Genomic DNA, 25,386 nt, shown 5'->3' on the forward strand with positions numbered 1-25,386 from the left:
TATTTGGGCTGTGAATATGTCACAATCGCCCTTATTTGATGGCAAAAACAGTAGCCTAAATTGCCATTTCTTTCAACAGCTTACTCGTAAACAAGAAGTTAGTCTCCGTGAATATAAACGTCGCCGATTTGTTAAATGGGAATTACATCCTGTTATTATTCGTTGTACTGGCTCTCGGCCTGTGTCTCGGTAAATTGCGTCTGGGTTCCATCCAACTGGGTAATTCCATTGGCGTTTTAGTCGTCTCTCTCTTATTAGGGCAGCAGCATTTCAGTATTAACACTGACGCACTGAATCTGGGCTTTATGCTGTTTATTTTTTGTGTCGGCGTTGAAGCTGGTCCTAACTTTTTTTCCATTTTTTTTCGGGACGGGAAGAATTACCTGATGCTGGCTCTGGTGATGGTCGGCAGCGCGCTGCTGATCGCCCTGGGGCTGGGTAAGCTATTTGGCTGGGACATCGGCCTGACGGCCGGTATGCTGGCTGGCTCAATGACGTCTACCCCGGTTCTGGTCGGTGCTGGCGATACGCTGCGCCATTTCGGAATGGAGAGCGCACAGCTTTCCCGGGCACTGGATAACCTGAGCCTGGGCTACGCGCTGACCTACCTGATCGGTCTGGTCAGCCTGATCGTCGGCGCACGCTACCTGCCAAAATTACAACATCAGGATCTGCAAACCAGCGCCCAGCAAATCGCCCGTGAACGCGGTCTGGACACCGATACGAACAGGAAGGTGTACCTGCCGGTTATTCGTGCTTATCGCGTCGGCCCGGAGCTGGTCGCCTGGACAGACGGAAAGAACCTGCGTGAGCTCGGCATTTACCGTGCGACCGGCTGCTACATTGAACGCATCCGTCGTAACGGTATTCTGGCAAACCCGGACGGCGACGCCGTACTGCAGATGGGTGATGAAATCGCGCTGGTCGGCTATCCGGATGCGCATGCCCGCCTCGACCCTAGCTTTCGTAACGGCAAAGAGGTTTTCGACCGCGACCTGCTCGACATGCGGATCGTCACGGAAGAGATCGTGGTGAAAAACCACAATGCAGTAGGACGCCGTCTTGCTCAACTGAAGCTCACCGATCACGGCTGCTTCCTGAACCGCGTGATTCGTTCGCAGATTGAAATGCCGATTGATGACAATGTGGTGCTTAATAAAGGCGACGTATTGCAGGTCAGCGGCGACGCGCGTCGGGTGAAAACGATCGCCGATCGCATTGGCTTTATCTCGATTCACAGCCAGGTAACCGATCTGCTGGCCTTCTGTGCATTCTTCATTATTGGTCTGATGATCGGCATGATCACCTTCCAGTTCAGTAACTTCAGTTTCGGCATCGGTAACGCCGCTGGATTGCTGTTCGCCGGGATCATGCTGGGCTTCCTGCGTGCTAACCATCCCACGTTTGGCTACATCCCTCAGGGCGCACTAAACATGGTGAAAGAATTCGGCCTGATGGTCTTTATGGCGGGCGTTGGCTTAAGCGCGGGCAGCGGCATCGGTCAGGGATTAGGGGCGATTGGCGGTCAAATGCTGATTGCCGGCCTGATCGTCAGCCTGGTGCCGGTGATCATTTGCTTCCTGTTCGGCGCCTATGTCCTGCGCATGAACCGGGCGCTCCTTTTTGGCGCCATGATGGGAGCACGTACCTGCGCACCGGCGATGGAAATTATCAGCGATACCGCGCGTAGCAATATCCCGGCGCTGGGTTACGCAGGCACCTACGCGATAGCCAACGTGCTGCTGACGCTGGCGGGGACGCTCATCATCATCATCTGGCCAGGCTTAGGATAAAACTGAAGTTGCCCCTTAAGTGAAAATTTTTTGCAAATACGTAGAACTTTTCCTCAAGGCGTCAGTCATAACTATTGCCACTGCTTTTCTTTGATGTCCCCAATTTGTGGAGCCCATCAACCCCGCCGTTTTGGTTCAAGGTTGATGGGTTTTTTGTTGCCTGCCGTTCTCCCCCTATCCTTGCACCCCACCATTTCTCACCCATACTTCCTGATTATCGGTCTGTGAAGGTGAAGACTTCATGTTGCTTAGAAACAAGGTCGTCGTGATTTTCGGCGGAAGCGGCGCTATCGGCAGTGCCGTGGCGCGGAATATGGCACGTGAGGGAGCGCGGGTGTATCTGGTTGCACGCGGTCAGGAAAAACTGGATCGTGTGGCGCACGATATTCGTACCGCAGGAGGCACCGCTAATACCCTCCTCATCGATGTTCTCGACGAGACCGCGATGATGACGCGCGTAGCAGAACTGGCGAGCAGGGCCGGCGGTTTCGATATTGTCGTCAATGCCACCGGTTTTATGCACGACCAGGGCAAAAAAGTCACGGAATTAACCCTGGACGAATTTATGCAGGGGATCCGTCCCTTTCTCACCGCGCAATTCACCCTCGCAAAGGCCGTAACGCCGCATATGGGGGGTGAACGCGCGGGTGTGATTCTTAGCGTCGTCGCCCCTGCAGGCGCGATGGCTATCGCGGGTCATTCAGGTCACATTGTCGGCAGCGCAGGGACAGAAGCGTTCGTCAAAGCCCTGGCTGCCGAACTCGCCCCCAGAAATATCCGCGTCATCGGAATTCGATCCCACGCGATCGGCGATGCCATTCAGGCAGGTTCTTATACCGGTAAAATTTTCGCCGCAAAAGCGCAGGAAATGGGGTTAACAACAGAAGAATGGTTAGGGGGTGCGGCGCAAAGCACAATGCTCAAACGCCTGCCAACGCTTGCGGATATCGCTGCGCTCATGACCTTTCTGGCCTCAGATAGCGCCAGCGCCATGACGGCGACCATCGTGAATGTGACCGCAGGCGCCACAACAGGATAATCGCGTTTCACCCGGCGATGCGCTTAACCATCCGCAGGATCTCTTCGCGCGTCATCGGCGTCCGGTCAGTCACAAAATGCAGCGTCATCCCTTCAATAAAAGCGTCCAGCGCCCGGGCGGTAATAGGATCAAACCACTGCTCAAGGGTTGTCTGACTGGTTTGCATCCAGTCCTGCATCACACTTCGTAGCGCCGGTTTACGATTCATCATCGCGTACAGCTGATACATCAGCTCCATATTACGCGGCGTCGTCACTTCTGAACTGTAAATGAGGGTGGTGATCGATTCGCAGGCCATTTCCGGCCCGGTCACCCCGGCAAAAAAGTCACGATATTGCTGCGCCATATCGCGCGTAAAACGCGTGAACGCCTCTTCAATCAACGAGTCCATACCCTCGAAGTAATACGTCATCGATCCCAGTGGAACCCCTGCACAGCTGGCGATTTTACGATGCGTTACAGCACTGATCCCATGCTCAGCAATTGTCTCGAGGGTTGCCTGAAGTATCCGTTCCCGGCGCTGCGGATCGTTTGGTCGTCTGCTCATAAATTCCCCTTCCGATTTATGTACAAATGTACACAAACTTGCTAGTGTTGTCGCTATTGTTGTACTTCTGGTGCTTCCCTGATGACATTGACTTCCTCCCGCAAAGCCCTGCAACGCCGAACCTGGGCGCTTTTTATGTTCTTCTTTTTGCCCGGCCTGCTAATGGCCTCCTGGGCCACGCGTACACCGGCTATTCGTGACACGCTCTCGGTTTCAACGGCGGAAATGGGGGCCGTGCTGTTTGGTCTCTCGATTGGTTCGATGAGCGGCATCCTTTGTTCGGCCTGGCTGGTGAAACGATTTGGCACACGAAAGGTGATTCGCACCACCATGTCCTGCGCGATTGTAGGGATGCTGGTACTGAGTCTGGCGCTTTGGCTCACCTCCCCGGTGCTGTTTGCGCTGGGTTTAGGCGTATTCGGCGCCAGTTTTGGTTCCGCAGAAGTGGCGATCAATATTGAAGGGGCGGCTGTCGAACGTGAGATGAACAAAACCGTGCTGCCGATGATGCACGGTTTTTACAGCTTCGGCACGCTGGCGGGCGCAGGCGTCGGGATGGCGCTGACGGCCTTTGGCGTCGCGGCAACCACGCATATTGTGCTGGCTTCGCTGGTGGCGATTGCGCCGATTTTTATTGCCATCAAAGCGATTCCCGACGGGACGGGCAAAAACGCCAGCGACGGTTCTCATCACCAGGAAAAAGGCGTCCCCTTCTGGCGTGATATTCAGTTGCTGCTGATTGGCGTTGTGGTGCTGGCGATGGCCTTTGCTGAAGGGTCCGCCAACGACTGGCTACCGCTGTTGATGGTCGATGGTCACGGGTTTAGCCCGACTTCCGGATCGCTGATTTACGCAGGGTTCACGCTCGGGATGACCGTCGGGCGCTTTACCGGCGGCTGGTTTATTGATCGCTACAGTCGTGTGGCGGTAGTTCGCGCCAGCGCCCTGATGGGCGCGCTCGGTATTGGTCTGATTATTTTCGTCGACAGCGCCTGGGTGGCTGGCGTCTCCGTGATACTGTGGGGCCTGGGCGCATCGCTCGGTTTCCCGTTAACCATTTCTGCGGCCAGCGACACGGGACCGGATGCGCCGACGCGCGTCAGCGTCGTGGCAACTACCGGCTATCTGGCGTTTCTCGTTGGCCCTCCGCTGCTGGGCTACCTCGGCGAACACTATGGTTTACGTAGCGCCATGCTGGTGGTGCTGGCGCTGGTGCTGCTGGCCGCCGTTGTCGCCAGAGCCGTCGCCAAACCAAATTCAACTACGCAAACTGCGATGGAGAAGGGATAAATGGGTATTAAGTTAATTGCAGTCGATATGGATGGCACCTTTCTGAGCGATCAAAAGACCTATAATCGCGAACGTTTTCTGGCGCAGTATCAGCAGATGAAAACCCAGGGCATTCGTTTTGCGGTCGCCAGCGGCAACCAGTATTACCAGCTCATCTCTTTCTTTCCTGAGATTGCCCATGAGATCTCCTTTGTCGCCGAAAACGGCGGTTGGGTGGTGAGCGAAGGCCAGGATATCTTCAATGGCGATCTGGCGAAATCCGATTTTACCGCCATCGTCGATCACCTGTTAACCCGCGCCGATGTGGAAATCATCGCCTGTGGTAAGAACAGCGCGTATACCCTGAAAGAGTACAACGACGAAATGAAAGCCACCGCCGGCATGTACTATCACCGTCTCGAATTCGTGGATGATTTCGACAATATCAATGACGTGTTTTTCAAATTTGGCCTGAACATCTCTGACGACCGGATCCCGGAAGTTCAGCAAGCGCTGCACGACGCCATTGGCGATATCATGGTGCCTGTTCACACCGGCTATGGCAGCATCGATCTCATTATCCCCGGCGTACATAAAGCGAACGGTCTGCGCCTGCTCCAGCAGCGCTGGGGAATTGATGATAACGACGTGGTGGTGTTTGGCGACGGCGGCAATGATATTGAAATGCTGCGCCAGGCGGGCTTTAGTTTTGCAATGGAAAATGCGGCGGATGCGATTGCGAAGGCCGCGAAATATCGTGCAGGCTCAAACAACAAAGAAGGCGTCCTCGACATCATTGATTGCGTCCTGAAGAACGAAACGCCGTTTAATTGACGACGACTGGCGTCATTCAGTAGGCCGGATAAGGTGTTTACACCGCCATCCGGCTTTATTACCTGACGGCGGTGCGCTTAGCGGGCCAACAATGTCGCGATTACCCTTCCCGCGTATTCCCGACCTGTTTATCTTTCAGGAAGATAAACATCAGCAACAGCCACAGAATGCCGTTTGCCAGGTTAAACAGGCTGAACAGGCTGAACAGGCCGTTCCCTCCGCCTAAGTAGGCGTACTTGCTCAGTTCAATCCCGACGGTAAAGATCAGCATTTGCAACATTCCCATCGCCGCAGAGACCGTGCCTTTACTCATGTCGCTGGCGAACAGCGTGAGGCGCACCAGCCCAGCGTTGGCCACGCCGATGCCGAACGCGTAAACGCTCAGCCCCGCCGTCATCCACAGATACGCATGGGATGCGACCACCGTTGCCGCTGCGGCGATCATCAGCCCCAGCACAATCGGCCAGCCGCCCATGATGATGAGCGAACGCACCGTACGCCGAGCGGTCAGGCGCGCCAGCACCAGGTTCCCGGCGATCAGCGCGCCAAAAATCGGCACCTGCAGCAGGCCATACTCGTAGCTACTGAGCTGCTCGCCGCTAATAATGATTATCGGTGACTGGGCAATCCAGGCCAGCAGCGGCAGGCTGACGAATCCCAGCGCCAGCGCGCCAGCGACAAAACGCCCATTTTTCAGCACCAATCTGTAATCACTACCCAGCGCCTTCAGGGATAGCGGCTCGCCGATCCGCGTGGCGGTCTCCGGCATCGCCCGCTGCAGACCAAAGAACGCGATCGCCGCCAGTGCAGCGAACAGCACAAACATGCCTTCCCACGGCAGGACATGCACCCAGGCCGCGCCCACCAGCGGTCCCAGCAGTGGCGCTATCAACGCGACGTTCGCCATCAGGGCGGTGATTTTAATACACACCGCCTCTTCAAAGGACTCCTGGATCGCCGCATAACCCACCGCGCCAATAAAGCACAGGCTGATGCCCTGCAAAAAACGCAGCAGTGTAAATTGTTCAATGCTTTGCGCCAGTAGCGTCGCCAGGCAGGTGACAATAAACCACACCACGCCCGCTAGCATCACCGGACGACGGCCAATGCGATCCGACAGCGGCCCTAACAGCCATTGCAAAAACATACCGCCGGCCAGATAGGCGGTCATGGAAGTCGGTACCCAGTCGATCCCCGCCTGATATTGTTCCACCACCGCCAGCATGCCGGGTTGGATCATATCGTTACCAATGTAGGTAGAGAATTCGTAGAGCACCAGACAGAGAGGGAAAAGCAGCGCCTGACGTCCAAGACGGGCACCTTGTTGTAAACGGTTTTGCATGCAATCTCTTCGACAATAAAAAATCGCGCAAAGTGTAATGAAAGCGCCTCGCCTGAGATAGTGAATTATGCGTGGTAAAAGCAAAATGCGCACATTTTTACCCACTCATGAAAATCCGCCCCTGGGTTTAAGGTTAATCTAAGTTGACGCGGTTATGCTGAATGAAAAATCACGAGCGATGTCTGAAACACCTTCATTTTACAGGTAAATAAGACAATCCCTCTTTACCCCGTGGACGGACACTTTTATTCTCGGCCTGCCTGGATTTTCATTAAACGAACTGAGTCTGACTGCTATGCTGGAAAATATTAACTATTCGCTGTTCTACTTCATCAATGCCACGCCGGACTCGGCATCGTGGATGATTTCCCTCGCCATTTTTATCGCCAGAGATCTGATCAATATCGTCCCGCTGTTAGCCGTTGTTCTCTGGCTGTGGGGGCCGCGTGAACAGGTTTGCGCGCAGCGGCAGTTGATCGTCAAAATGGCGATAGCGCTGGTCGTTAGCCTGCTGGTGTCCTGGCTCATGGGACACCTGTTCCCACACGATCGTCCGTTTGCCGATCACATTGGCTACAATTATCTCCAGCATGCGGCAGATGACTCGTTCCCCAGCGATCACGGCACGGTGATATTTACCTTCGCACTGGCGTTTTTGTTCTGGCATCGTCTCTGGTCCGGCGTTCTGTTGATGGTGTTGGCCGTAACCATCGCCTGGTCCCGCGTCTATCTTGGCGTGCACTGGCCGCTCGACATGCTCGGCGGACTGCTGGCAGGGATGATCGGCTGCCTGAGCGCGCAGATGATCTGGCAAAAATTCGGTCCGGCCCTCTATCGTGGCCTGCAACATTGTTATCGCATCTGCTTCGCCCTGCCGATTCGTAAAGGCTGGGTACGTGACTAGACGAAGGAAAAAAGAGTAATATTAAGCGCTCTGAAAGAGACAGAGCGCTTAATTATTCATCCAGGGGAATTATGGAAACACGTCGCGAAGAGCGTATTGGTCAATTGCTGCAGGCACTGAAACGCAGCGATAAACTCCATCTTAAGGAAGCCGCGACCCTGCTGGGCGTCTCTGAAATGACCATTCGCCGCGACCTGAATAACAACAGCGCGCCGGTGGTGCTGTTAGGCGGCTATATTGTGCTGGAACCCCGCAGCGCCAGCCACTATCTGCTCAGCGATCAAAAATCCCGCCTGGTGGAAGAAAAACGTCGCGCGGCGCAACTGGCGGCAAGCCTGGTACAGCCGCATCAGACGCTGTTTTTTGACTGTGGCACGACGACGCCGTGGATCATCGAAGCGATCGATAATGATATTCCGTTTACCGCCGTCTGCTATTCCCTGAATACGTTTCTGGCGTTGCAGGAAAAACCGCTGTGTCGGGCGATCCTCTCCGGCGGCGAATTTCACGCCAGCAATGCGATTTTCAAACCGCTTGATGCTCAGGAAACCCTGAACAATATCTGTCCGGATATCGCCTTTTATTCCGCTGCCGGCGTTCATATCAGCAAAGGGGCGACCTGTTTTAATCTGGAAGAATTGCCGGTAAAACATTGGGCAATGTCGATGGCGCAACATCACGTGCTGGTGGTCGATCACAGCAAATTTGGCAAGGTCCGTCCGGCGCGGATGGGGGATTTAAAACACTTTGACGTCGTAGTCAGCGACTGCTGCCCTGACGATGAGTTTGTCAGCTTCGCCAAAGCACAGCGAATTAAGCTGATGTACTAATGGCAATTTGCCGGACAGGCGCCAGCGCTGTCCGGCAATTATCAGGGCTTAAGAGAACCAGCTACCGAACCACTGATGGAATTTCATCAGCACGAAATCCCACATCCGGCCAAAGAACCCGCCCTCTTCTACCGCTTCCATCACGATCAGCGGACGCTGTTCAATCGACTTGCCGTTCAACTGGAAGTCAATCGTCCCGACCACCTGGCCTTTTTTCAGCGGCGCGGTGAGCTGCGGTTCAGTCAGCGTAAAGCTGGCTTTCAGGTTTTTCAGTTGACCACGTGGAATGGTCACGGAACCGGCTTCGCCTGCCCCCAGATTCACCTCACTCTTGTCACCAAACCAGACGCGCTGGGTCACGAAGGTGGCATCCGGTTTGATTGGCGTTACGGTCTCAAAGAAGCGGAAACCCCAGGTCAACAGTTTTTCTGATTCATTAAAGCGGATACGGTCAGTTTTGGTGCCTAATACCACCGAAATCAGACGCATATCGCCCTGGGTGGCCGACGCGACCAGATTGTATCCGGCTCCCGCCGTGGTGCCTGTTTTCATGCCGTCAACGTTCAGGCTGGAACTCCAGAGCAGACGGTTACGGTTGGGCTGGCGAATCTTGTTAAAAGTGAACTCTTTCTCTTTATGGATCGCATACTCTTCCGGCACATCGTGGATCAGTGCTTTACCCAGCAGCGCCATGTCGCGCGCGGTGCTGAACTGGCCCGGCGCATCCAGACCGTGAACCGTCTGGAAAGTGGTGTTCGTCAAACCAAGCTTTTTCGCATAGCCATTCATCAGACCGATAAATGACTCCTGACTCCCAGCGACGTAGTCTGCAAGCGCGATACAGGCGTCGTTGCCGGACTGAATAATCACCCCTTTATTGAGATCAGAAACCGCCACCTGATCGCCGGGCTTCAGGAACATGACCGAGGAGCCGCGCAGCGCCGGGTTACCGGTCGCCCAGGCGTCTTTGCCTATCGTCACCATGTCGGTCAGTTTAATTTTTCCCGCCTTAAGTGCCTGCCCCACCACATAGCTGGTCATGATTTTCGTCAGACTGGCAGGATCCAGTTTCTCATCGGCATTGCCTTCTGCCAGCACCTTACCGCTGGCGTAATCCATTAAAATCCACGCGCGCGCATCGACGCTCGGCGCGTCAATGGTCTGTTCCGCCGCCATCACCGTCGGCGCAAAGAGAAAGAGAAGTGCTGAACCCGCTGCAAAATTACGAAGGGAAGAAACGTATTGCGTCATAAATGCCACCCGAGTATCCATTCAAAAAATATACGTCATACCACCGTATAATAAGTGCGGTGAGTAATAACGCACTAAGAAGCGTAAGGGAACCGTAAGTTGGTAAAGTTTTTAAAGTTTATGCAATAACCCCCCGCTATGCCGCCACAGAGAGGAATTTTTTGTTGGCTGTTGCGTAAATGTTGGGTTTATCTCACCATGTGGAGTGAACGCAGCCCTGAGGCTGTCCATTTTTTGAGGGGTAATTATGATTACGCTGTGGGGCCGGAATAACTCAACCAACGTCAAAAAAGTGTTGTGGACGCTCGAAGAACTGGAATTACCGTTTAATCATATCCTGGCGGGAGGACAGTTTGGCCTGAACCATGATGCCGATTATCTGGCGATGAACCCGAACGGTCTGGTGCCTTTGCTGCGTGATGATGAAAGCGACCTGCTGCTGTGGGAATCCAACGCCATCGTGCGTTACCTGGCCGCGCAGTACGGACAAAAACGTCTGTGGGTTGAGGCCCCGGCGCGTCGGGCAGAAGGCGAAAAATGGATGGACTGGGCGAATCAGACCTTGAGCCCGGCACACCGTGTGGTGCTTTTTGGTTTAGTGAGAACACCGCCGGAACAGCGCGATCACGCCGCCATTGATGCGGGGGCGAAACGCTGCGACGAGCTGTTTGCGATCCTCGATGCGGCGCTGGCCGACCAACCCTGGTTCTCGGGCAAAGAATTTGGCACCGGTGATATCGCCATCGCGCCGTTTGTCTACAACCTGTTCAACGTGGGACTGACGTGGACACCGCGTCCGCATCTTGAGCGCTGGTACCAGCAACTCAGCGAGCGCCCGGCGTTTCGTAAAACGGTCATGATCCCGGTCAGCTAAGCCGTTCAGACGTGCGGCCTGTTGCCGTGCGTCTGTTATTCACTAATAACCCATCACCCATATCCATACCATTTATCTTTGTATTTCAAAGTATTATATCTCCCGCATACTCTCTCAAAATACGAAACTGAATTCGTGATGCGCTTTGCAGAAAGTCGCGATGGCCGTTGCCGCGAGGCCGAAGCTAATAAACATTAGCAAGCAAACGATCTGCATGGAGACCAACGATGCCGCAACAATGGAGCACCACCCGGGCGCAGTCCTGGTATGAACATCATGGATGGGCGTGTGGATTCAATTATCTGCCACGAACCGCTGTCAACTGGAACGAGATGTGGCAAGCCGACACCTTCGACTTACCGGTCATCGAACAGGAGCTCGCCTGGGCGGAAAGCTACGGCTATAACGCTCTGCGGACCAACCTGCCGTTTATCGTCTGGCAACACGACCGGGAGGGATTACTGGCGCGGATTGACGCGTTTTTGGCGGTCGCCGCACGTCACCGGATTCAGGTGATGCTGACGCTGATGGATGATTGCGGCTTTTCCGGTGATGAACCGTGGTTCGGTCCGCAGAAAGCCCCCACGCCCGGGGTACATAACAGCCAGGCCGCTGCCAGTCCAGGCAGAGCCATCGTGATGGATCCCAACCAGTGGCCGCAGGTCGAAGCGTACGTTCGCGATATCCTCACTCACTTCGCCAGGGACACGCGCATTACAATTTGGGATTTGTACAATGAACCGGGCAACCGGGGAATTTTCCTCTCCCCGCAAGAGTACGCCGAAGCGGATGTGGCGCTGGAAGAGTATGCCCTGCGGCTGGTACATGCCGTTTTTCGCTGGGCGCGCAGCGTTGATCCACTGCAGCCGTTAACCATCGGCGCCTGGCATGTGGATAACGAGCGCCGGGGCACGTTTAAGCATCCCATTGACGTCGCAGCGCTGGAACTCTCGGATATCATCAGCTATCACGCCTATGTTCCTGCGGCCAGGCAGTCAGACATCCTGCATGCCCTTTCTCTTTATGGCCGCCCGGTCTTGTGTAGCGAATGGCTTTCTCGCCATACCCACTGCGTGTTCAGCGAGCAGCTTCCGCTTTTTAGCACTTTTAACACCGGTTGCTATCACTGGGGGCTGGTGCAGGGGAAAACGCAGACCTGGATCCCGTGGCCCGGCGTCAATAAATCTCACCCGGCCCCGCAGTCGCTGTGGTTTCATGACGTACTGAAGCCTGACGGATCCCCCTGGTGCGAGGAGGAAATGCAACTGGTGAAACGACTTACGGATTCCCGGCAGAACGGGGGCTGACTTTAAGCAGCTCGCCGTCGGACTCGTCGGTTAAGACATACAGATAACCGTCGGGCCCGACGCGTACGTCGCGGATCCGCTGTTTTCGCTCACCCAGAATGCGCCCCTCTTCAGTTACCGTATTGCCATTCACGTTCATCACAATCACATTCTGGTCTTTCAGTGCGCCAATAAACAGTTTCTGCCGCCACTGAGGGAAAGTATCGTGGTCATAAAATGCCATCCCACTGACGGCAGGCGATTTCTGCCAGTAGAAAATGGGCTGTTCGGTGCCCGCCACCTTTTCACCCTGCGCTTCCGGGATCTTAAATCCGCTGTAGTTGATGCCCCAGGTCGCCAGCGGCCAGCCATAATTTTTCCCTTTTTCGGGGATATTGATCTCATCTCCACCGCGTGGCCCGTGCTCATTGAGCCACAGCGTATCGCTCCATGGATTCATCGCCATCCCCTGCGGATTGCGGATCCCATAAGACCAGATTTCCGGGCGCGCGCCAGGCTGATTAACAAACGGATTGTCCGGAGGGATTTTTCCCTGATCGGTCAGACGCACCACTTTACCCTGCAGTTTGTCGAGATCCTGTGCAGTTGGCCGTTGGTTGTTTTCCCCCAGCCCAATGAACAAATACCCGTTGCCGTCAAACACCAGTCGTCCGCCAAAATGATTGCCGGTTGAGAGTTTTGGCATCTGCCGGAAGACCGTCTGGAAGTTTTCCAGCCGCGAAAGATCGTCGCTGAGTCGACCATAACCCACCGCGGTTCCCGCATTTCCCTGCGCATCGGCCTGCGCAAAACTGAGCCAGACGCGCCGCGACTGGCTAAAGTCTGGCGCCAGCGCCACGTCCAGCAGACCGCCCTGCCCGCTCGCCCACACCGTTGGCACGCCAGGGATCGGATCAGAAAGCCCTTTATCGGCCTGCCAGTGACGCAGCTGACCGCCCCTCAGGGTGATCAGCATGCCGTTGTCGCCCGGCAGAAACGCCAGCGCCCACGGATGATCGAGTTTGGTTTGCAGTACCTCAACATTGACCGCAGGCGTTTCTGCCTGACTAAACCAGGGGAAAATGAGCAATGTCATTAATGGGATAAGCGAACGACGCATAACGCCTCCTTGTTGACTCTGGTTAAAGCGTAGTCAGCGAGAAACGTCAGGGAGGCATTTTTACAAAAACTTAACGATGAAAGGGGGAGTCGCCTCCCCCCTTAAATCAGGCATCTTCAAGCGTTGAATGAGCCTGCAGACTCTGAATGCTCAGGGTTAAGGTTGTCAGGCAGGTATTGAGTTTTTCTGCATTGACGGCAATAAAGTTCGGACAATCGTGGTGTCCGCTCATCAGGCACACCGCCGCAGCGGCGAGTGCACCTTCGGCATGGTGCAAGGCATCCCATTCTTCCTGATCGAGATGCAGATTCAAGCGCAACGATTTATCGTGCAGCTCTCGGTTCAGTTCGAAAAAGTTCTCACGTAGATGATCATTCTCGCTGACTGACATGTATCCTTTCGCCATCCTTAGCTGCAGATACGCAGCGAGGTCGATCCTGGCGTTGATGAGCTTATTCAGCAGATCGGTTCTCAGTCTGTCAACGAACATACTTCGTTCCTCCTCTTCCAGCCATGGTGCAACGTAATAGTATGTCTATTTTTTGTACAATGTGATGCCTGAGATCAATAATTCACCCAGCATTAACATAATTTACAAAGTCGCTATAAGCCGATGCGGACTTTCCCGCGCTTATCGGGTGAGATAGCAATACAATTTTTGTGCGGAACTCTGTAGAATCCCTGCCCTGAACATTCCAATAACTGAACAATTTTTAAGCTATGAGCAAAGTAACCCACCAGCCGAAAATCGGCTTCGTTTCCCTCGGCTGTCCGAAAAACCTCGTCGATTCGGAACGAATCCTGACTGAACTGCGTACCGAAGGCTACGATGTCGTTCCGAGTTACGACGACGCCGATATGGTGATCGTCAATACCTGCGGTTTTATCGACAGCGCAGTACAGGAATCACTGGAAGCCATTGGCGAAGCGCTGAACGAAAACGGCAAGGTGATCGTCACCGGCTGTCTGGGCGCGAAAGAAGATCAGATCCGTGAAGTCCATCCGAAAGTGCTGGAAATCACCGGGCCACATAGCTATGAACAGGTTCTGGAACATGTTCACCACTACGTGCCGAAACCGAAGCACAATCCGTTCCTGAGCCTGGTGCCGGAACAGGGCGTGAAGCTGACCCCGCGTCATTACGCCTACCTGAAAATTTCTGAAGGCTGCAACCATCGCTGCACCTTCTGCATCATCCCGTCCATGCGCGGCGATCTGGTTAGCCGTCCAGTTGGCGATGTGCTGAGCGAAGCAAAGCGTCTGGTCGATGCCGGAGTGAAAGAGATCCTCGTGATTTCTCAGGACACCTCCGCCTACGGCGTGGATGTGAAGCATCGTACCGGGTTCTATAACGGTGAACCGGTGAAAACCAGCATGGTCAGCCTGTGTGAACAGTTGTCTAAGCTGGGGATCTGGACGCGTCTGCACTACGTTTACCCGTATCCGCATGTTGACGACGTCATCCCGCTGATGGCGGAAGGTAAAATCCTGCCGTACCTGGATATCCCGCTTCAGCACGCCAGCCCACGCATTCTGAAGCTGATGAAGCGCCCTGGCTCGGTTGACCGCCAGTTGGCGCGCATCAAGCAATGGCGCGAAATCTGTCCGGAGCTGACCCTGCGCTCAACGTTTATTGTTGGTTTCCCGGGTGAAACGGAAGACGATTTCCAGATGCTGCTCGACTTCCTGACAGAAGCGCGACTCGACCGCGTAGGCTGCTTCAAATACAGCCCGGTAGACGGCGCTGGCGCCAATGAGCTGCCGGATCAGGTACCGGAAGACGTGAAAGAAGAGCGCTGGAATCGCTTTATGCAACTGCAACAGCAGATCTCCGCAAAACGTCTGCAGGAGAAAGTCGGTCGCGAAATTCTGGTGATCGTCGATGAAGTCGACGAAGAAGGCGCGATTGGTCGCAGCATGGCCGACGCCCCGGAAATCGATGGCGCAGTCTATCTGAACGGCGAAACTAACGTGAAGCCGGGCGACGTGATCCGCGTGAAGGTGGAAAACGCCGACGAATACGATCTGTGGGGCACGCGGGTTTAACGCTCAATGACGTAGACCGGATAAGGCCTTTGCCCTATCCGGCAATGCCTGATGGCGACGCTAACGCGTCTTATCAGGCTTACGGCTCACCCTTTTATCTTCGGGTCCAGCGCGTCGCGCAGGCCATCGCCTAACAGATTAAACGCCAGTACCGTCAGGAAAATCGCCACCGCCGGGAACAGCGCCACATGCGGCGCAATCACCATATCCGCCCGCGCTTCATTCAGCATCGCGCCCCACTCCGGCGTCGGCGGCTGTGCGCCCAGTCCCAGAAAAGACAGACTTGCCGCAGAGATAATCGACGTGCCAATACGCATGGTAAAAAAGACCACAATCGACGAGACGGTCCCTGGCAAGATATGGCTGAAAATAATGGTCGCATCGCTGGCGCCAATGCTGCGCGCCGACTCGATAAACGTCTGCTGTTTCAGCACCAGCGTATTACCACGCACCAGGCGGGCGAACGCCGGGATGGAGAAGATCGCCACGGCGATAATGACGTTCGCAATGCCGCTGCCCAACACCGCCACCACGGCAATCGCCAGCAGGATCCCCGGAAACGCAAACAGCACGTCGCAGATGCGCATGATTAACCGATCCCACCAGCCTTCATAGTAGCCCGCCAGTAGCCCCAGTACGGTGCCAATCGCCGCGCCAATCAATACCGCAAATACCCCTGCCGCCAGCGAGATTTGCGCGCCAACCAGCACACGGCTGAAGATGTCTCTGCCCAGCGAATCCACGCCGAACCAGTGCATCATCGACGGCCCATCATTCAACCTGTCATAATCGAAATAGTTTTCCGCATCGAATGGCGTCAGCCAGCGAGCGAAGATCGCCACCAGGATCAGCAGCAGCACAAACAGGCCAGCAATCAACGCCACATGCTGACGACGAAAACGTCGCCAGAACTCGTGCCACGGCGTGCGCACCCGTTCGGGTTTCACTCTCGGCATGGCATTTAAAATCGCCTGACGGCGCCAGTTAAGTAATCGCATCCTTACTTGTACCTGATAGCCGGGTTAATGGCGGCATACAGCACATCCACCACTAAGTTGATAAGAATGAATTCCAGTGAGAACAGCAGGACTTCCGCCTGAATCACCGGATAATCACGCATCTCCACGGAGTCCACCAGCAGACGACCAAGACCGGGCCAGTTGAAGACCTTTTCGACCACGATAGACCCGCCGAGCAAAAAGCCGAACTGTAACCCCATCATGGTGACGACAGGGATCATCGCATTGCGTAGTCCGTGCTTGAGCACCACCCACGTTTCACTGACCCCTTTCGCCCTGGCGGTGCGCATGTAATCTTCACTGAGCACATCGACAAACGAGGCGCGGGTAAAGCGCGCCATCACCGAGGCCACCGCCGCGCCAAGGGTGACAGACGGCAGAATGTAGTGCTGCCAGCTATCGGCCCCGACGGTCGGCAACCAGCCTAACTCCACGGAGAACACCTGCATTAACAGCATCCCCAGCGCGAACGCCGGAAAGGAGATCCCGGTAACGGCCAGCGTCATGCTGAGGCGATCCGGCCAGCGATTACGCCATACCGCCGCGACAATCCCCGCCGCCATACCGAACAGAACGGCCCAGATCATACTGGTCAACGTCAGCCACAATGTCGGCATAAACCGGCTGGCGATCTCTTCCGAGACCGGCCGACGGGAAACCATCGAGAGGCCAAAATCGCCCTGCAACACGTTAGTCATGTAATGCCAGAACTGGACGTGCAGCGGCCTGTCGAGACCGAGCTGTTGACGAACCAGTTCAATCACCTGCGAGTCGGCTTCCGGCCCGGCAATCAGCCGCGCCGGGTCACCGGGCAACAGGTGAACAAATAAAAACACCAACACCGCAACAATGAACAGGGTCGGAATCAACCCCAGCAGGCGTTTGAGGATATAGTTAAGCATCCGATTTCCGCTGTGGCTTATTTCAAATCTGCATCATCAAAGCTGAACCCCGTATCTGGCATGATCCAGAAACCAGTCAGTTTGTTACTGTGCGCCGAGACCAGTTTTTCCACCACCAGCGGGATCCATGGCGACTCTTTCCAGACGACATCCTGCGCCTCTTTGTACAACCGCGCTTTCTCTTGCGGATCGGTCGTTTTCAGCGCGTCGGCCAGGTCGGTATCCACCTGCGGATTGCTGTAGAACGCCGTGTTAAACAGCGTTGGCGGCCAGTTTTGCGAGGCAAACAGCGGCGACAGCGCCCAGTCGGCTTCACCGGTCGACGCCGACCAGCCGGTGTAGAACATCCTGACACCGCTCTCTTTCTGCCCTTTGCCCTCCACTTCCGACGCGCGCTGACCGGCATCCATCGCCGTCACCTGCACTTTCACCCCCACCTGCGCCAGCTGCTGTTGGGTAAACTGCAACACTTTCTGGGCGGTACTGTGATTGTGCGATGACCACAGCGTGGTGCTAAAACCGTTCGGATAACCCGCTTCTTTCAGCAGCTCACGTGCTTTTGCCGGATCGTAAGGCCAGGCCGTGTAGCTTTGCGCATAAGCAATCGACGGCGGCACCACGCCGGTAGCCGGGGTCGCGTAGCCGGCAAACGCCACTTTCACCAGCGCCTGACGGTTGATGGCGTAGTTTAACGCCTCGCGGACTTTCGGGTTGTCGAACGGCTTTTGCGTCACGTTCATGCTGATGTAACGCTGCATGATCGACGGACTGGCGACCAGTTGCAGATTTTTGTTTTTCTCTAACAGCGCCGCCTGCTCGTAGGGGATCGGGAAGGCAAACTGTGCTTCCCCGGTTTGCAGCATCGCCGCACGGGTATTGTTATCGGTGACCGGATGCCAGGTGATGCTGTCCAGCTTCGGTAATCCCGGCTGCCAGTAGCCGGCAAATTTCTTCACCTTCACAAAATCGGTTTGATTCCAGGTGTCCAGCGCGTATGGACCAGTACCGACCGGATGGAAGCCAATCTCTTTGCCGTATTTCGCCAGCGCGGCCGGTGAGATCATCGCCGTTGCCGGGTGCGCCAGGATATTAATAAACGCGGAGAACGGCTGCTTCAGGGTGATTTTTACCGTCGCGGGATCGACGGCCTCTGTTTTGGCGATGTTTTTATACAGGTTATAACGCTTGAGGCTATTGGCGGGATCGCTGGCGCGATCGAGGTTTATTTTCACCGCTTCGGCGTTAAAGTCGGTACCGTCCTGGAATTTCACCCCCTGACGCAGTTTAAGGGTATATACCAGGCCGTCGTCAGAGACGGTGTAGCTCTCTGCCAGCACGTTCTTCAGCTTCATCTCTTTATCAAGGCCAAACAGCCCCTGATAAAACGACTTTGCCACCTGCTGCGATAAGGTGTCATTCGCATCATACGGATCGAGCGTGGTGAAGTTGGACCCCACCGCAACCACTACATCTTTCGCGGCAAACGCCGGGGACGCCGCCAGCGCGGTCGTCGCGCCTAATGCCAGCAGCCAATGTCGGGCGAGCAATTTTGTCATCTTTTTTCTCCTGAACCCTGCCTGATTGTTATAAACGCAATAGCGCATTTTCTTGTTGTGGACGCGCGACATAATGCCCGGGCCCGACTAACTGCAATGAAACAGGTGCTGGCGCTTCGCCGCGCCGGTAAATGTTGCTGGGCAGATCGTCCGACAGCAGCACCCGCTGCGGCCGGTGATGTCCGGGATCGGCAACCGGAACCGCCGCCATGAGCTTACGGGTATACGGATGCTGAGGATCTTCAAACAGCGCGGCGCGTGGGCCGATCTCAACAATCTGCCCCATGTGCATCACCGCAACGCGGTGGCTGATCCGTTCAACGACGGCCATATCATGCGAGATGAACAGCCAGGCGATCCCCAGTTCCCGCTGCAAGTCGAGCAGCAGGTTGATAATTTGCCCGCGAATCGACACATCCAGCGCGGAGACCGACTCATCGGCAATAATCACTTTTGGATTGAGCGCCAGCGCGCGGGCAATACAGATCCGCTGGCGCTGTCCGCCGGAAAACTCATGCGGGTAACGCCACGCATGTTCAGGTTTCAACCCGACACGCTCCAGCAGCCACGCCACGCGATCGGCCGCCGCCTTACCCTGCAACAACCCGTGGACGCGCAGCGGCTCCATGATGGAATACCCCACGGTTTGTCGTGGGTCGAGCGAGGCGTACGGATCCTGAAAAATAAACTGAATATCGCGGCGCAATGGCTGCAATTGACTGTCGGACAACGTATCGATTCGCTGACCGTTGAAAATAATCTCGCCGGACTGCGATTCCACCAGGCGCAGTAGCGCGCGTCCGGTGGTGGATTTGCCGCAGCCCGACTCGCCGACCAGCGACAGCGTCTCACCAGGCCAGAGATCAAAGCTGACATTTTCCACCGCATGTACTTCGCGGGTCACCCGATTAAGGATACCGCTACGTAACGGGAAACGAGTGACCAGATTGCGTACCTGCAAAATGGGCTCTCCCTCGACCACCGTATTTTGATCGACAGGCCGCTCACGCTTTTCTGGCTCGCTCAGAGAGATCAACGGGAAGCGGCGCGGATAAGGGAGGCCTTTCATTGCCCCAAGTTGCGGCACCGCCGCTAATAATGACTGCGTGTAAGGATGCTGCGGCGAGCGGAAGATCTGTTCCACAGTGCCGGTCTCTACCCCTTCACCCTGATACATCACCAGCACACGATCGGCGACATCCGCGACCACGCCCATATCGTGAGTGATGAAAATCACCCCCATCGACATCTCTTGTTGCAGAACTTTAATCAGCTGCAGGATTTGCGCCTGAATCGTGACGTCCAGCGCGGTTGTCGGTTCATCGGCAATCAGCACCGCCGGGCGACACGAGAGCGCCATCGCAATCATCACACGCTGGCGCATGCCGCCGGAAAGCTGATGGGGATAGCGAGATAGGATCGCTTTCGCCTCCGGAATACGAACCTGATCGAGCATCCGCTTAGCCTCCGCCATCGCCTCTTCACGCCCCGCCCCCTGATGCAGGCGAATGGACTCGGCTATCTGCTCACCCACGGTAAACACCGGATTGAGCGACGTCATCGGCTCCTGAAAGATCATGGCGATATCGGCGCCCCGGACCCGCTGAAGCTGCGACGTACTCTGTTCGCCCAGCTCAATCACCTCGCGGTTCCGACGACGCAGCAGCATCTGCTCGCACTGCACCTCGCCGCCAGACTGTTCAATCAGTCGCATCAGCGATAGCGCGGTGACCGATTTGCCTGAACCGGATTCACCGACAATTGCCAGCGTCTCGCCACGCTTGAGACGAAATGACAGGTCCCGCACCGCCTCAGTGCGCTGCTGGTCCTGTTGAAAAGCGATATTCAGATTGCTGACGGCCAGCACGTCGCTGGCGTCAAGCGCATCACTGTGTGGCAACGGTGTCCCCTTTTTCCCGGTAAATCCCGGTCGTTGGTGTATCCCCAGCATAGCCCCAGGCGCGATACATGCCTTCGCAATTAAACGGCAAGGCCACATTCCCCTCATGATCGATGGCGATCAGCCCGCCGCTCCCGCCCAGCGCCGGTAACTTCTCCATCACGACTCGTTCGCAGGCCTCCGATAAGCTCAGGCCGCCGTAATCCATCAACGCGGCAATATCGTAAGCCGCCAGCGCGCGAATAAACACTTCGCCGGTACCGGTGCAGGAGACCGCCACACTGGCATTATTGGCATAACAACCCGCGCCAACGAGCGGGCTGTCGCCGACGCGGCCCGGTAATTTGTTGGTCATGCCTCCGGTCGACGTCGCCGCCGCCAGATTGCCATGCACATCCAGTGCGACCGCGCCCACGGTGCCCATTTTTTTGCCTTCATCGAGCGGTGCGCCGCTGTGATCCAGCACGGTTTCCCCGCTTGAGCGCGCAGCCAGCAGTTGTTCATAACGTTCAGGCGTTGAAAAGAGATCCGCAGACACCAGCGCCATCCCCACCCCGGCCGCAAATTTTTCAGCGCCCGCGCCGATCATCATGACATGTGGGCTGCGCTCCATCACCAGTCGGGCGGCGAGGATCGGGTTACGCAGATGGCTGACGCCCGCCACCGCTCCGGCTTTCAGGGTATTGCCATCCATGACGCAGGCATCCAGTTCATGGGTCTCGTCACGGGTATACACCGCGCCGATCCCGGCATTAAACAGCGGACACTCTTCAAGCAGTCGCACGGCTTCAGTGACCACATCCAGCGCGCTTTCTCCCGCTTCCAGCATCTTTTGCCCGACGTCGACAATGTCGGAAAGCGCCTGGATATAGCGTAATTCCTGCTCCTGGCTCATCTGCGCGCGGGTAATCGCCCCTGCGCCGCCGTGAATTGCAATGACTGCTTTGCCCATGTTTGTCGCCCGTCTTCTACAAATATCAGAATTCTGTAGAGTTATTGATTCGATTTTTGACTATAGAAAGATGCGATTAGCATGTAAAGCATTCACATCCTTCCTAAGTCCGAGGTGGCATACAGTCCCCTCGCATTTTCTGACATAATAGACGGATTCGATTTTGCCCCGCAGGAGTGTTTTCATGGAATTTACCGCCGGACTGATGCCGCTGGAAACGGCGCTTACCGAAATGTTGTCGCGTGTTACCCCGCTCACCGCCGTCGAGACGCTGCCGCTGGTGCAGTGCTTTGGCCGTATTCTGGCGACCGACGTGGTTTCGCCGTTGGACGTACCGGGTTTCGATAACTCGGCGATGGACGGTTACGCGGTACGACTGGCCGATCTCGCCAGCGGACATCCGCTGCCGGTCGCCGGTAAAGCATTCGCCGGTCAGCCGTTCCAGGGAGAATGGCCTGCGGGGAGCTGCATTCGCATTATGACCGGTGCGCCGGTACCGCCGGGATGTGACGCGGTGGTGATGCAAGAACAGACGGAACAGACTGACAATGGCGTACGTTTTACCGCCGACGTCCGCGCCGGGCAAAATATCCGCCATCGCGGCGAAGATATCACCCACAATGCGGTGGTTTTCCCTGCCGGCACGCGTCTGACCACGGGCGAACTGCCGGTACTGGCATCGCTCGGCATTGCCGACGTCCAGGTTGTGCGTAAAGTGCGCGTCGCGCTGTTCTCGACGGGCGATGAACTGCAACTGCCCGGTCAACCGCTCGGCGAAGGTCAGATTTATGATACCAACCGCCTGACCGTACACCTGATGCTGCAACAGTTGGGTTGCGACGTGATCAATTTAGGCATCATCCGCGACGATCCGCATGCCCTGCGCACGGCGTTTATCGAAGCTGACAGTCAGGCGGATGTGGTGATTAGCTCCGGCGGCGTGTCCGTCGGTGAAGCGGATTACACCAAAACCATTCTTGAAGAGCTGGGCGAAATCGCCTTCTGGAAACTGGCAATCAAGCCGGGCAAACCGTTCGCCTTCGGCAAACTGAGCAACAGTTGGTTCTGCGGGCTGCCGGGTAATCCGGTGTCAGCGGCGCTCACCTTCTACCAATTGGTTCAACCTCTGCTGGCGAAACTGAGCGGCAATACGGCCAGCGGGTTGCCAGCGCGCCAGCGCGTCCGTACCACCTCACGACTGAAGAAAACGCCGGGACGCCTCGATTTCCAGCGTGGTGTACTACAGCGCACCGCCGACGGCGAACTGGAAGTCAGCAGCACGGGGCATCAGGGTTCACATGTTTTCAGTTCCTTCTGTCAGGGCAACTGTTTCATTGTGCTGGAGCGCGATCGCGGTAACGTCGAGGCCGGTGAATGGGTGGAAGTCGAGCCCTTCAATGCGCTGTTCGGAGGCCTGTGATGGCAGAACTCAGCGATCAGGAGATGCTGCGCTACAACCGGCAAATCATTCTGCGCGGCTTTGACTTTGACGGACAGGAAGCGCTGAAGGAAGCCAGGGTACTGGTTGTGGGCCTCGGAGGGTTGGGCTGTGCGTCCTCGCAGTATCTGGCGAGCGCCGGCGTCGGCCACCTGACGCTGCTCGATTTCGACACCGTATCGCTGTCGAATCTCCAGCGCCAGACGCTGCACAGCGATGCAACCCTCGACCAGCCGAAAGTGGAGTCGGCGCATGCCGCGCTAAACCGTATTAATCCGCACGTGGCTATCACCCCGATTAATGCTCTGCTGGACGAGACCGCCCTTCGGGCACGCATCGCCGAACACGATCTGGTGCTGGACTGCACCGATAACGTCGCGATTCGTAACCAGCTCAATGCGGGTTGTTATGCGGCAAAAGTCCCGTTGATTTCTGGTGCGGCGATCCGCATGGAAGGCCAGGTAACCGTCTTTACCTACCAAGAAGGCGAGCCCTGCTATCGCTGTCTGAGCCGTCTGTTTGGTGACAATGCGTTGACCTGCGTGGAGGCCGGAGTGATGGCACCGCTGATTGGGGTGATTGGATCGCTCCAGGCAATGGAGGCGATAAAGCTGCTGGCGCAGTATGGTCAGCCTGCATCAGGGAAAATCGTCATGTACGATGCCATGACCTGCCAGTTTCGCGAAATGAAGCTGATGCGTAATCCGGGCTGCGAGGTGTGCGGAACAGCATCAGCTTAACCAGGTTTCCAGACCGGATGGCGGCATTGCCTTATCCGGCCTGGAACCGATCAGATAGAGGTTCGCCCAAAGGCACTCTGCCAGTCGTGTTCAAACTTCGCCACCGCCGCCTCCACAGCCGGAGAGCTAATCAACTGCCCGGCGACGTCCAGCGGTAAGGTGATGGATTCACACCCCGCCAGCAGACAATCCAGCGCCTGACGCGGAGTCTTGAAGCTGGCGGCCAGCACTTTGGCATGCGGCGCATGCATCTTCAGTAACTTCTGTAAATCGGTGACGGTCTGAATGCCGTCGCCGCCCTGCGCGTCTACGCGGTTCACGTAAGGCGCAACATACTCCGCCCCCGCCAGCGCCGACAGCAGCCCCTGCGCCGCACCGTACACCGCCGTTCCCAGCGTCGGGATGCCTTCCTCTTTCAGCAGTTTGATCGCCGCCAGCCCTTCCGCCGTGACCGGCACTTTCACCACGATGTCAGGAATGATCCCACGCAGTTTGCGCGCATCAATCACCATTCCTTCCGCCGTTGTTGCCATCACCTGGGCAAACAGCCGCCCCTGACCCCCCATCGCTTCATGTAATTGTGGCAGTAAAACGTCCAGCGTTTTTTTACCCGCAGCCACAATGCTGGGGTTAGTGGTCACGCCCGCCAGCGGGAAAATTCGCGCCAACGCTTTCACCGCGTCAACGTCGGACGTATCCAGATAGAGTTCCATAATCATTCCTCAACGACTCGTTAGCATAAATGAAAGATACCACGGCAAAACCTTTCTGTTAGTTGACGCACGTCAACATAACTTTCATTCGAAAGTTATTTAATCTTTATACGAAACATGTGAGGCCGTTTATGATTTTCAATATTCAGCGCTATTCCACACACGATGGCCCCGGTATCCGCACCGTGGTGTTCCTTAAAGGATGCTCTCTGGGCTGTCGCTGGTGTCAGAATCCGGAAAGCCGGGCGCGCACGCAGGATCTGCTGTTTGATGCACGTCTGTGCCTCGAAGGCTGCGAGCTTTGCGTCCAGGCGGCCCCGGGCGTCATCGAACGCGCGCTGAATGGCCTCCTTATCCATCGCGAAAAACTCACTGACGCGCATCTTACCCGCCTGACCGATTGTTGCCCCACTCAGGCGCTGACCGTTTGCGGCGACGTCAAAAGCGTAGATGAGATAATGGCCACCGTTCTGCGCGATAAACCTTTTTATAACCGTAGCGGCGGCGGCATTACGCTTTCCGGCGGCGAACCGTTTATGCAGCCGGAGCTGGCCGCGGCGCTGTTTAAAGCCAGCCACGAGGCGGGCATTCATACCGCGGTTGAAACCTGTCTGCATGTGCCGTGGAAATACATAGAACCTTCACTGCCCTGGATCGATCTGTTCCTGGCGGATTTGAAACACGTCGCCGACGCGCCGTTTATGCAATGGACGGATGGCAGCGCATCACGCGTACTGGAGAACCTGAAAAAACTCGCCGCCGCCGGGAAAAAAATGATCATCCGCGTTCCGCTGATTCAGGGGTTTAACGCTGATGAAGAGGCCATTAAAGCGATTACCGATTTTGCCGCCGACGAACTACACGTCAGCGAGATCCACTTTTTGCCCTACCACACGCTGGGCATCAACAAATATCACTTACTCAGCCAACCCTACCACGCGCCGGATAAGCCGCTGGATGCACCCGATCTGCTCGCCTTTGCGCAGCAGTACGCCTGCACGAAAGGTTTGACCGCGACTTTACGAGGATAA

General features: G+C 56.0%; 23 protein-coding genes. 12 read left to right on the forward strand and 11 right to left on the reverse strand.

Features of this window, described 5'->3' with window-relative positions; translation table 11 throughout:
- Window positions 1–107: 107 nt before the first annotated feature.
- Both WM46_RS10200 and WM46_RS10205 read left to right on the forward strand, forming a co-directional pair.
- Window positions 108–1,793, forward strand: coding sequence for an aspartate:alanine antiporter (locus WM46_RS10200; RefSeq protein ID WP_043001240.1), 1,686 nt, complete (start codon window positions 108–110; stop codon window positions 1,791–1,793).
- Between the two features lie 241 nt (window positions 1,794–2,034).
- Window positions 2,035–2,832: an SDR family NAD(P)-dependent oxidoreductase gene (locus WM46_RS10205; RefSeq protein WP_102602180.1), complete on the forward strand. Its 798-nt coding sequence runs from the start codon at window positions 2,035–2,037 to the stop codon at window positions 2,830–2,832.
- A 7-nt stretch (window positions 2,833–2,839) separates the two neighbouring features.
- Here WM46_RS10205 and WM46_RS10210 read toward each other — a convergent pair whose 3' ends face one another.
- The gene (locus WM46_RS10210) at window positions 2,840–3,379 is read right to left on the reverse strand and encodes a TetR/AcrR family transcriptional regulator (protein ID WP_102602181.1); all 540 of its coding nucleotides are present in this window, start codon (window positions 3,377–3,379) and stop codon (window positions 2,840–2,842) included.
- An 81-nt stretch (window positions 3,380–3,460) separates the two neighbouring features.
- Between WM46_RS10210 and WM46_RS10215 the strand changes: the two genes are divergently transcribed.
- Together WM46_RS10215 and WM46_RS10220 are read left to right on the forward strand one after the other, a co-directional pair.
- Window positions 3,461–4,669, forward strand: a complete 1,209-nt coding sequence (locus tag WM46_RS10215) for an MFS transporter (protein ID WP_061076977.1) — start codon at window positions 3,461–3,463, stop codon at window positions 4,667–4,669.
- On the forward strand, window positions 4,670–5,482 hold the full coding sequence (locus WM46_RS10220) for a Cof-type HAD-IIB family hydrolase (RefSeq protein ID WP_102602182.1): 813 nt from the start codon (window positions 4,670–4,672) through the stop codon (window positions 5,480–5,482). It abuts the gene before it with no gap.
- Window positions 5,483–5,582: 100 nt separating this feature from the next.
- Here WM46_RS10220 and WM46_RS10225 read toward each other — a convergent pair whose 3' ends face one another.
- Entirely contained in the window at window positions 5,583–6,824 is a 1,242-nt protein-coding gene (locus tag WM46_RS10225) for an MFS transporter (protein WP_102602183.1), read from the reverse strand.
- 295 nt (window positions 6,825–7,119) lie between these two features.
- Here WM46_RS10225 and ybjG point away from each other — a divergent pair, with 295 nt between their 5' ends.
- Together ybjG and deoR are read left to right on the forward strand one after the other, a co-directional pair.
- Complete coding sequence (gene ybjG / locus WM46_RS10230; protein ID WP_102602184.1) at window positions 7,120–7,728, forward strand: undecaprenyl-diphosphate phosphatase; 609 nt, start codon at window positions 7,120–7,122, stop codon at window positions 7,726–7,728.
- Between the two features lie 71 nt (window positions 7,729–7,799).
- Window positions 7,800–8,558 (forward strand): DNA-binding transcriptional repressor DeoR, encoded by a 759-nt coding sequence (gene deoR / locus WM46_RS10235; protein ID WP_061076973.1) that lies wholly within the window; start codon window positions 7,800–7,802, stop codon window positions 8,556–8,558.
- Between the two features lie 48 nt (window positions 8,559–8,606).
- On the opposite strand, the gene dacC is transcribed toward deoR, so the two are convergent.
- Window positions 8,607–9,809, reverse strand: coding sequence for a serine-type D-Ala-D-Ala carboxypeptidase (gene dacC / locus WM46_RS10240; RefSeq protein ID WP_061078001.1), 1,203 nt, complete (start codon window positions 9,807–9,809; stop codon window positions 8,607–8,609).
- A 247-nt stretch (window positions 9,810–10,056) separates the two neighbouring features.
- Here dacC and WM46_RS10245 point away from each other — a divergent pair, with 247 nt between their 5' ends.
- Complete coding sequence (locus WM46_RS10245; protein ID WP_102602185.1) at window positions 10,057–10,683, forward strand: glutathione S-transferase family protein; 627 nt, start codon at window positions 10,057–10,059, stop codon at window positions 10,681–10,683.
- A gap of 227 nt (window positions 10,684–10,910) precedes the next feature.
- Window positions 10,911–11,990, forward strand: coding sequence for a cellulase family glycosylhydrolase (locus WM46_RS10250; protein ID WP_102602186.1), 1,080 nt, complete (start codon window positions 10,911–10,913; stop codon window positions 11,988–11,990).
- Here the strand turns inward: WM46_RS10250 and WM46_RS10255 are convergent.
- Both WM46_RS10255 and bssR read right to left on the reverse strand, forming a co-directional pair.
- Entirely contained in the window at window positions 11,962–13,089 is a 1,128-nt protein-coding gene (locus WM46_RS10255; protein ID WP_102602187.1) for a PQQ-dependent sugar dehydrogenase, read from the reverse strand. The two genes, WM46_RS10250 and WM46_RS10255, sit on opposite strands and share 29 nt — an antisense overlap.
- A gap of 106 nt (window positions 13,090–13,195) precedes the next feature.
- Window positions 13,196–13,579, reverse strand: a complete 384-nt coding sequence (gene bssR / locus WM46_RS10260; RefSeq protein WP_043001249.1) for a biofilm formation regulator BssR — start codon at window positions 13,577–13,579, stop codon at window positions 13,196–13,198.
- A 230-nt stretch (window positions 13,580–13,809) separates the two neighbouring features.
- On the opposite strand from bssR, the gene rimO reads away from it, so the two are divergent.
- Window positions 13,810–15,135, forward strand: a complete 1,326-nt coding sequence (rimO, locus tag WM46_RS10265; RefSeq protein ID WP_102602188.1) for a 30S ribosomal protein S12 methylthiotransferase RimO — start codon at window positions 13,810–13,812, stop codon at window positions 15,133–15,135.
- Between the two features lie 86 nt (window positions 15,136–15,221).
- Here the strand turns inward: rimO and gsiD are convergent, their stop codons facing one another.
- Genes gsiD through iaaA form a run of 5 tightly spaced genes read right to left on the reverse strand, consistent with a single transcriptional unit; the run spans window position 15,222 to window position 21,464 of the window.
- Window positions 15,222–16,133: a glutathione ABC transporter permease GsiD gene (gene gsiD, locus WM46_RS10270; protein WP_061076968.1), complete on the reverse strand. Its 912-nt coding sequence runs from the start codon at window positions 16,131–16,133 to the stop codon at window positions 15,222–15,224.
- Window positions 16,134–16,135: 2 nt separating this feature from the next.
- A complete protein-coding gene (gsiC, locus tag WM46_RS10275; protein WP_044256395.1) occupies window positions 16,136–17,056 on the reverse strand; it encodes a glutathione ABC transporter permease GsiC in 921 nt (306 codons plus the stop codon).
- A 17-nt stretch (window positions 17,057–17,073) separates the two neighbouring features.
- Window positions 17,074–18,612 (reverse strand): glutathione ABC transporter substrate-binding protein GsiB, encoded by a 1,539-nt coding sequence (gene gsiB, locus WM46_RS10280; RefSeq protein WP_102602189.1) that lies wholly within the window; start codon window positions 18,610–18,612, stop codon window positions 17,074–17,076.
- A gap of 28 nt (window positions 18,613–18,640) precedes the next feature.
- Window positions 18,641–20,512, reverse strand: coding sequence for a glutathione ABC transporter ATP-binding protein GsiA (gene gsiA, locus WM46_RS10285; RefSeq protein WP_061076966.1), 1,872 nt, complete (start codon window positions 20,510–20,512; stop codon window positions 18,641–18,643).
- Complete coding sequence (iaaA, locus tag WM46_RS10290) at window positions 20,499–21,464, reverse strand: beta-aspartyl-peptidase (RefSeq protein ID WP_102602190.1); 966 nt, start codon at window positions 21,462–21,464, stop codon at window positions 20,499–20,501. The genes gsiA and iaaA overlap by 14 nt, the downstream gene beginning before the upstream one ends.
- Window positions 21,465–21,648: 184 nt before the next feature.
- Here iaaA and moeA point away from each other — a divergent pair, with 184 nt between their 5' ends.
- Entirely contained in the window at window positions 21,649–22,884 is a 1,236-nt protein-coding gene (gene moeA / locus WM46_RS10295; protein WP_102602191.1) for a molybdopterin molybdotransferase MoeA, read from the forward strand.
- On the forward strand, window positions 22,884–23,642 hold the full coding sequence (gene moeB, locus WM46_RS10300; RefSeq protein WP_061076963.1) for a molybdopterin-synthase adenylyltransferase MoeB: 759 nt from the start codon (window positions 22,884–22,886) through the stop codon (window positions 23,640–23,642). Before moeA ends, moeB begins: the two co-directional genes overlap by 1 nt.
- Before the next feature lie 50 nt (window positions 23,643–23,692).
- Here the strand turns inward: moeB and fsa are convergent, their stop codons facing one another.
- Entirely contained in the window at window positions 23,693–24,355 is a 663-nt protein-coding gene (gene fsa, locus WM46_RS10305) for a fructose-6-phosphate aldolase (RefSeq protein WP_061076962.1), read from the reverse strand.
- Between the two features lie 131 nt (window positions 24,356–24,486).
- Between fsa and WM46_RS10310 the strand changes: the two genes are divergently transcribed.
- Window positions 24,487–25,386, forward strand: a complete 900-nt coding sequence (locus WM46_RS10310; RefSeq protein WP_102602192.1) for a glycyl-radical enzyme activating protein — start codon at window positions 24,487–24,489, stop codon at window positions 25,384–25,386.

The organism is Citrobacter freundii complex sp. CFNIH2 (assembly GCF_002880615.1).
GTDB classification, from domain to species: Bacteria; Pseudomonadota; Gammaproteobacteria; order Enterobacterales; family Enterobacteriaceae; genus Citrobacter_A; species Citrobacter_A amalonaticus_F.

What these genes read in the sequence shown, in the direction of transcription:
- WM46_RS10250 (WP_102602186.1), top strand. Translation starts at nt 10,911, where the DNA reads ATGCCGCAACAATGGAGCACCACCCGGGCGCAGTCCTGGTATGAACAT.
- gsiD (WP_061076968.1), bottom strand. Translation starts at nt 16,133, where the DNA reads ATGCGATTACTTAACTGGCGCCGTCAGGCGATTTTAAATGCCATGCCG.
- deoR (WP_061076973.1), top strand. Translation starts at nt 7,800, where the DNA reads ATGGAAACACGTCGCGAAGAGCGTATTGGTCAATTGCTGCAGGCACTG.
- WM46_RS10205 (WP_102602180.1), top strand. Translation starts at nt 2,035, where the DNA reads ATGTTGCTTAGAAACAAGGTCGTCGTGATTTTCGGCGGAAGCGGCGCT.
- gsiC (WP_044256395.1), bottom strand. Translation starts at nt 17,056, where the DNA reads ATGCTTAACTATATCCTCAAACGCCTGCTGGGGTTGATTCCGACCCTG.
- gsiB (WP_102602189.1), bottom strand. Translation starts at nt 18,612, where the DNA reads ATGACAAAATTGCTCGCCCGACATTGGCTGCTGGCATTAGGCGCGACG.
- WM46_RS10225 (WP_102602183.1), bottom strand. Translation starts at nt 6,824, where the DNA reads ATGCAAAACCGTTTACAACAAGGTGCCCGTCTTGGACGTCAGGCGCTG.
- fsa (WP_061076962.1), bottom strand. Translation starts at nt 24,355, where the DNA reads ATGGAACTCTATCTGGATACGTCCGACGTTGACGCGGTGAAAGCGTTG.
- moeA (WP_102602191.1), top strand. Translation starts at nt 21,649, where the DNA reads ATGGAATTTACCGCCGGACTGATGCCGCTGGAAACGGCGCTTACCGAA.
- WM46_RS10220 (WP_102602182.1), top strand. Translation starts at nt 4,670, where the DNA reads ATGGGTATTAAGTTAATTGCAGTCGATATGGATGGCACCTTTCTGAGC.
- WM46_RS10245 (WP_102602185.1), top strand. Translation starts at nt 10,057, where the DNA reads ATGATTACGCTGTGGGGCCGGAATAACTCAACCAACGTCAAAAAAGTG.
- moeB (WP_061076963.1), top strand. Translation starts at nt 22,884, where the DNA reads ATGGCAGAACTCAGCGATCAGGAGATGCTGCGCTACAACCGGCAAATC.
- WM46_RS10215 (WP_061076977.1), top strand. Translation starts at nt 3,461, where the DNA reads ATGACATTGACTTCCTCCCGCAAAGCCCTGCAACGCCGAACCTGGGCG.
- rimO (WP_102602188.1), top strand. Translation starts at nt 13,810, where the DNA reads ATGAGCAAAGTAACCCACCAGCCGAAAATCGGCTTCGTTTCCCTCGGC.
- WM46_RS10255 (WP_102602187.1), bottom strand. Translation starts at nt 13,089, where the DNA reads ATGCGTCGTTCGCTTATCCCATTAATGACATTGCTCATTTTCCCCTGG.
- dacC (WP_061078001.1), bottom strand. Translation starts at nt 9,809, where the DNA reads ATGACGCAATACGTTTCTTCCCTTCGTAATTTTGCAGCGGGTTCAGCA.
- WM46_RS10210 (WP_102602181.1), bottom strand. Translation starts at nt 3,379, where the DNA reads ATGAGCAGACGACCAAACGATCCGCAGCGCCGGGAACGGATACTTCAG.
- ybjG (WP_102602184.1), top strand. Translation starts at nt 7,120, where the DNA reads ATGCTGGAAAATATTAACTATTCGCTGTTCTACTTCATCAATGCCACG.
- bssR (WP_043001249.1), bottom strand. Translation starts at nt 13,579, where the DNA reads ATGTTCGTTGACAGACTGAGAACCGATCTGCTGAATAAGCTCATCAAC.
- iaaA (WP_102602190.1), bottom strand. Translation starts at nt 21,464, where the DNA reads ATGGGCAAAGCAGTCATTGCAATTCACGGCGGCGCAGGGGCGATTACC.
- WM46_RS10310 (WP_102602192.1), top strand. Translation starts at nt 24,487, where the DNA reads ATGATTTTCAATATTCAGCGCTATTCCACACACGATGGCCCCGGTATC.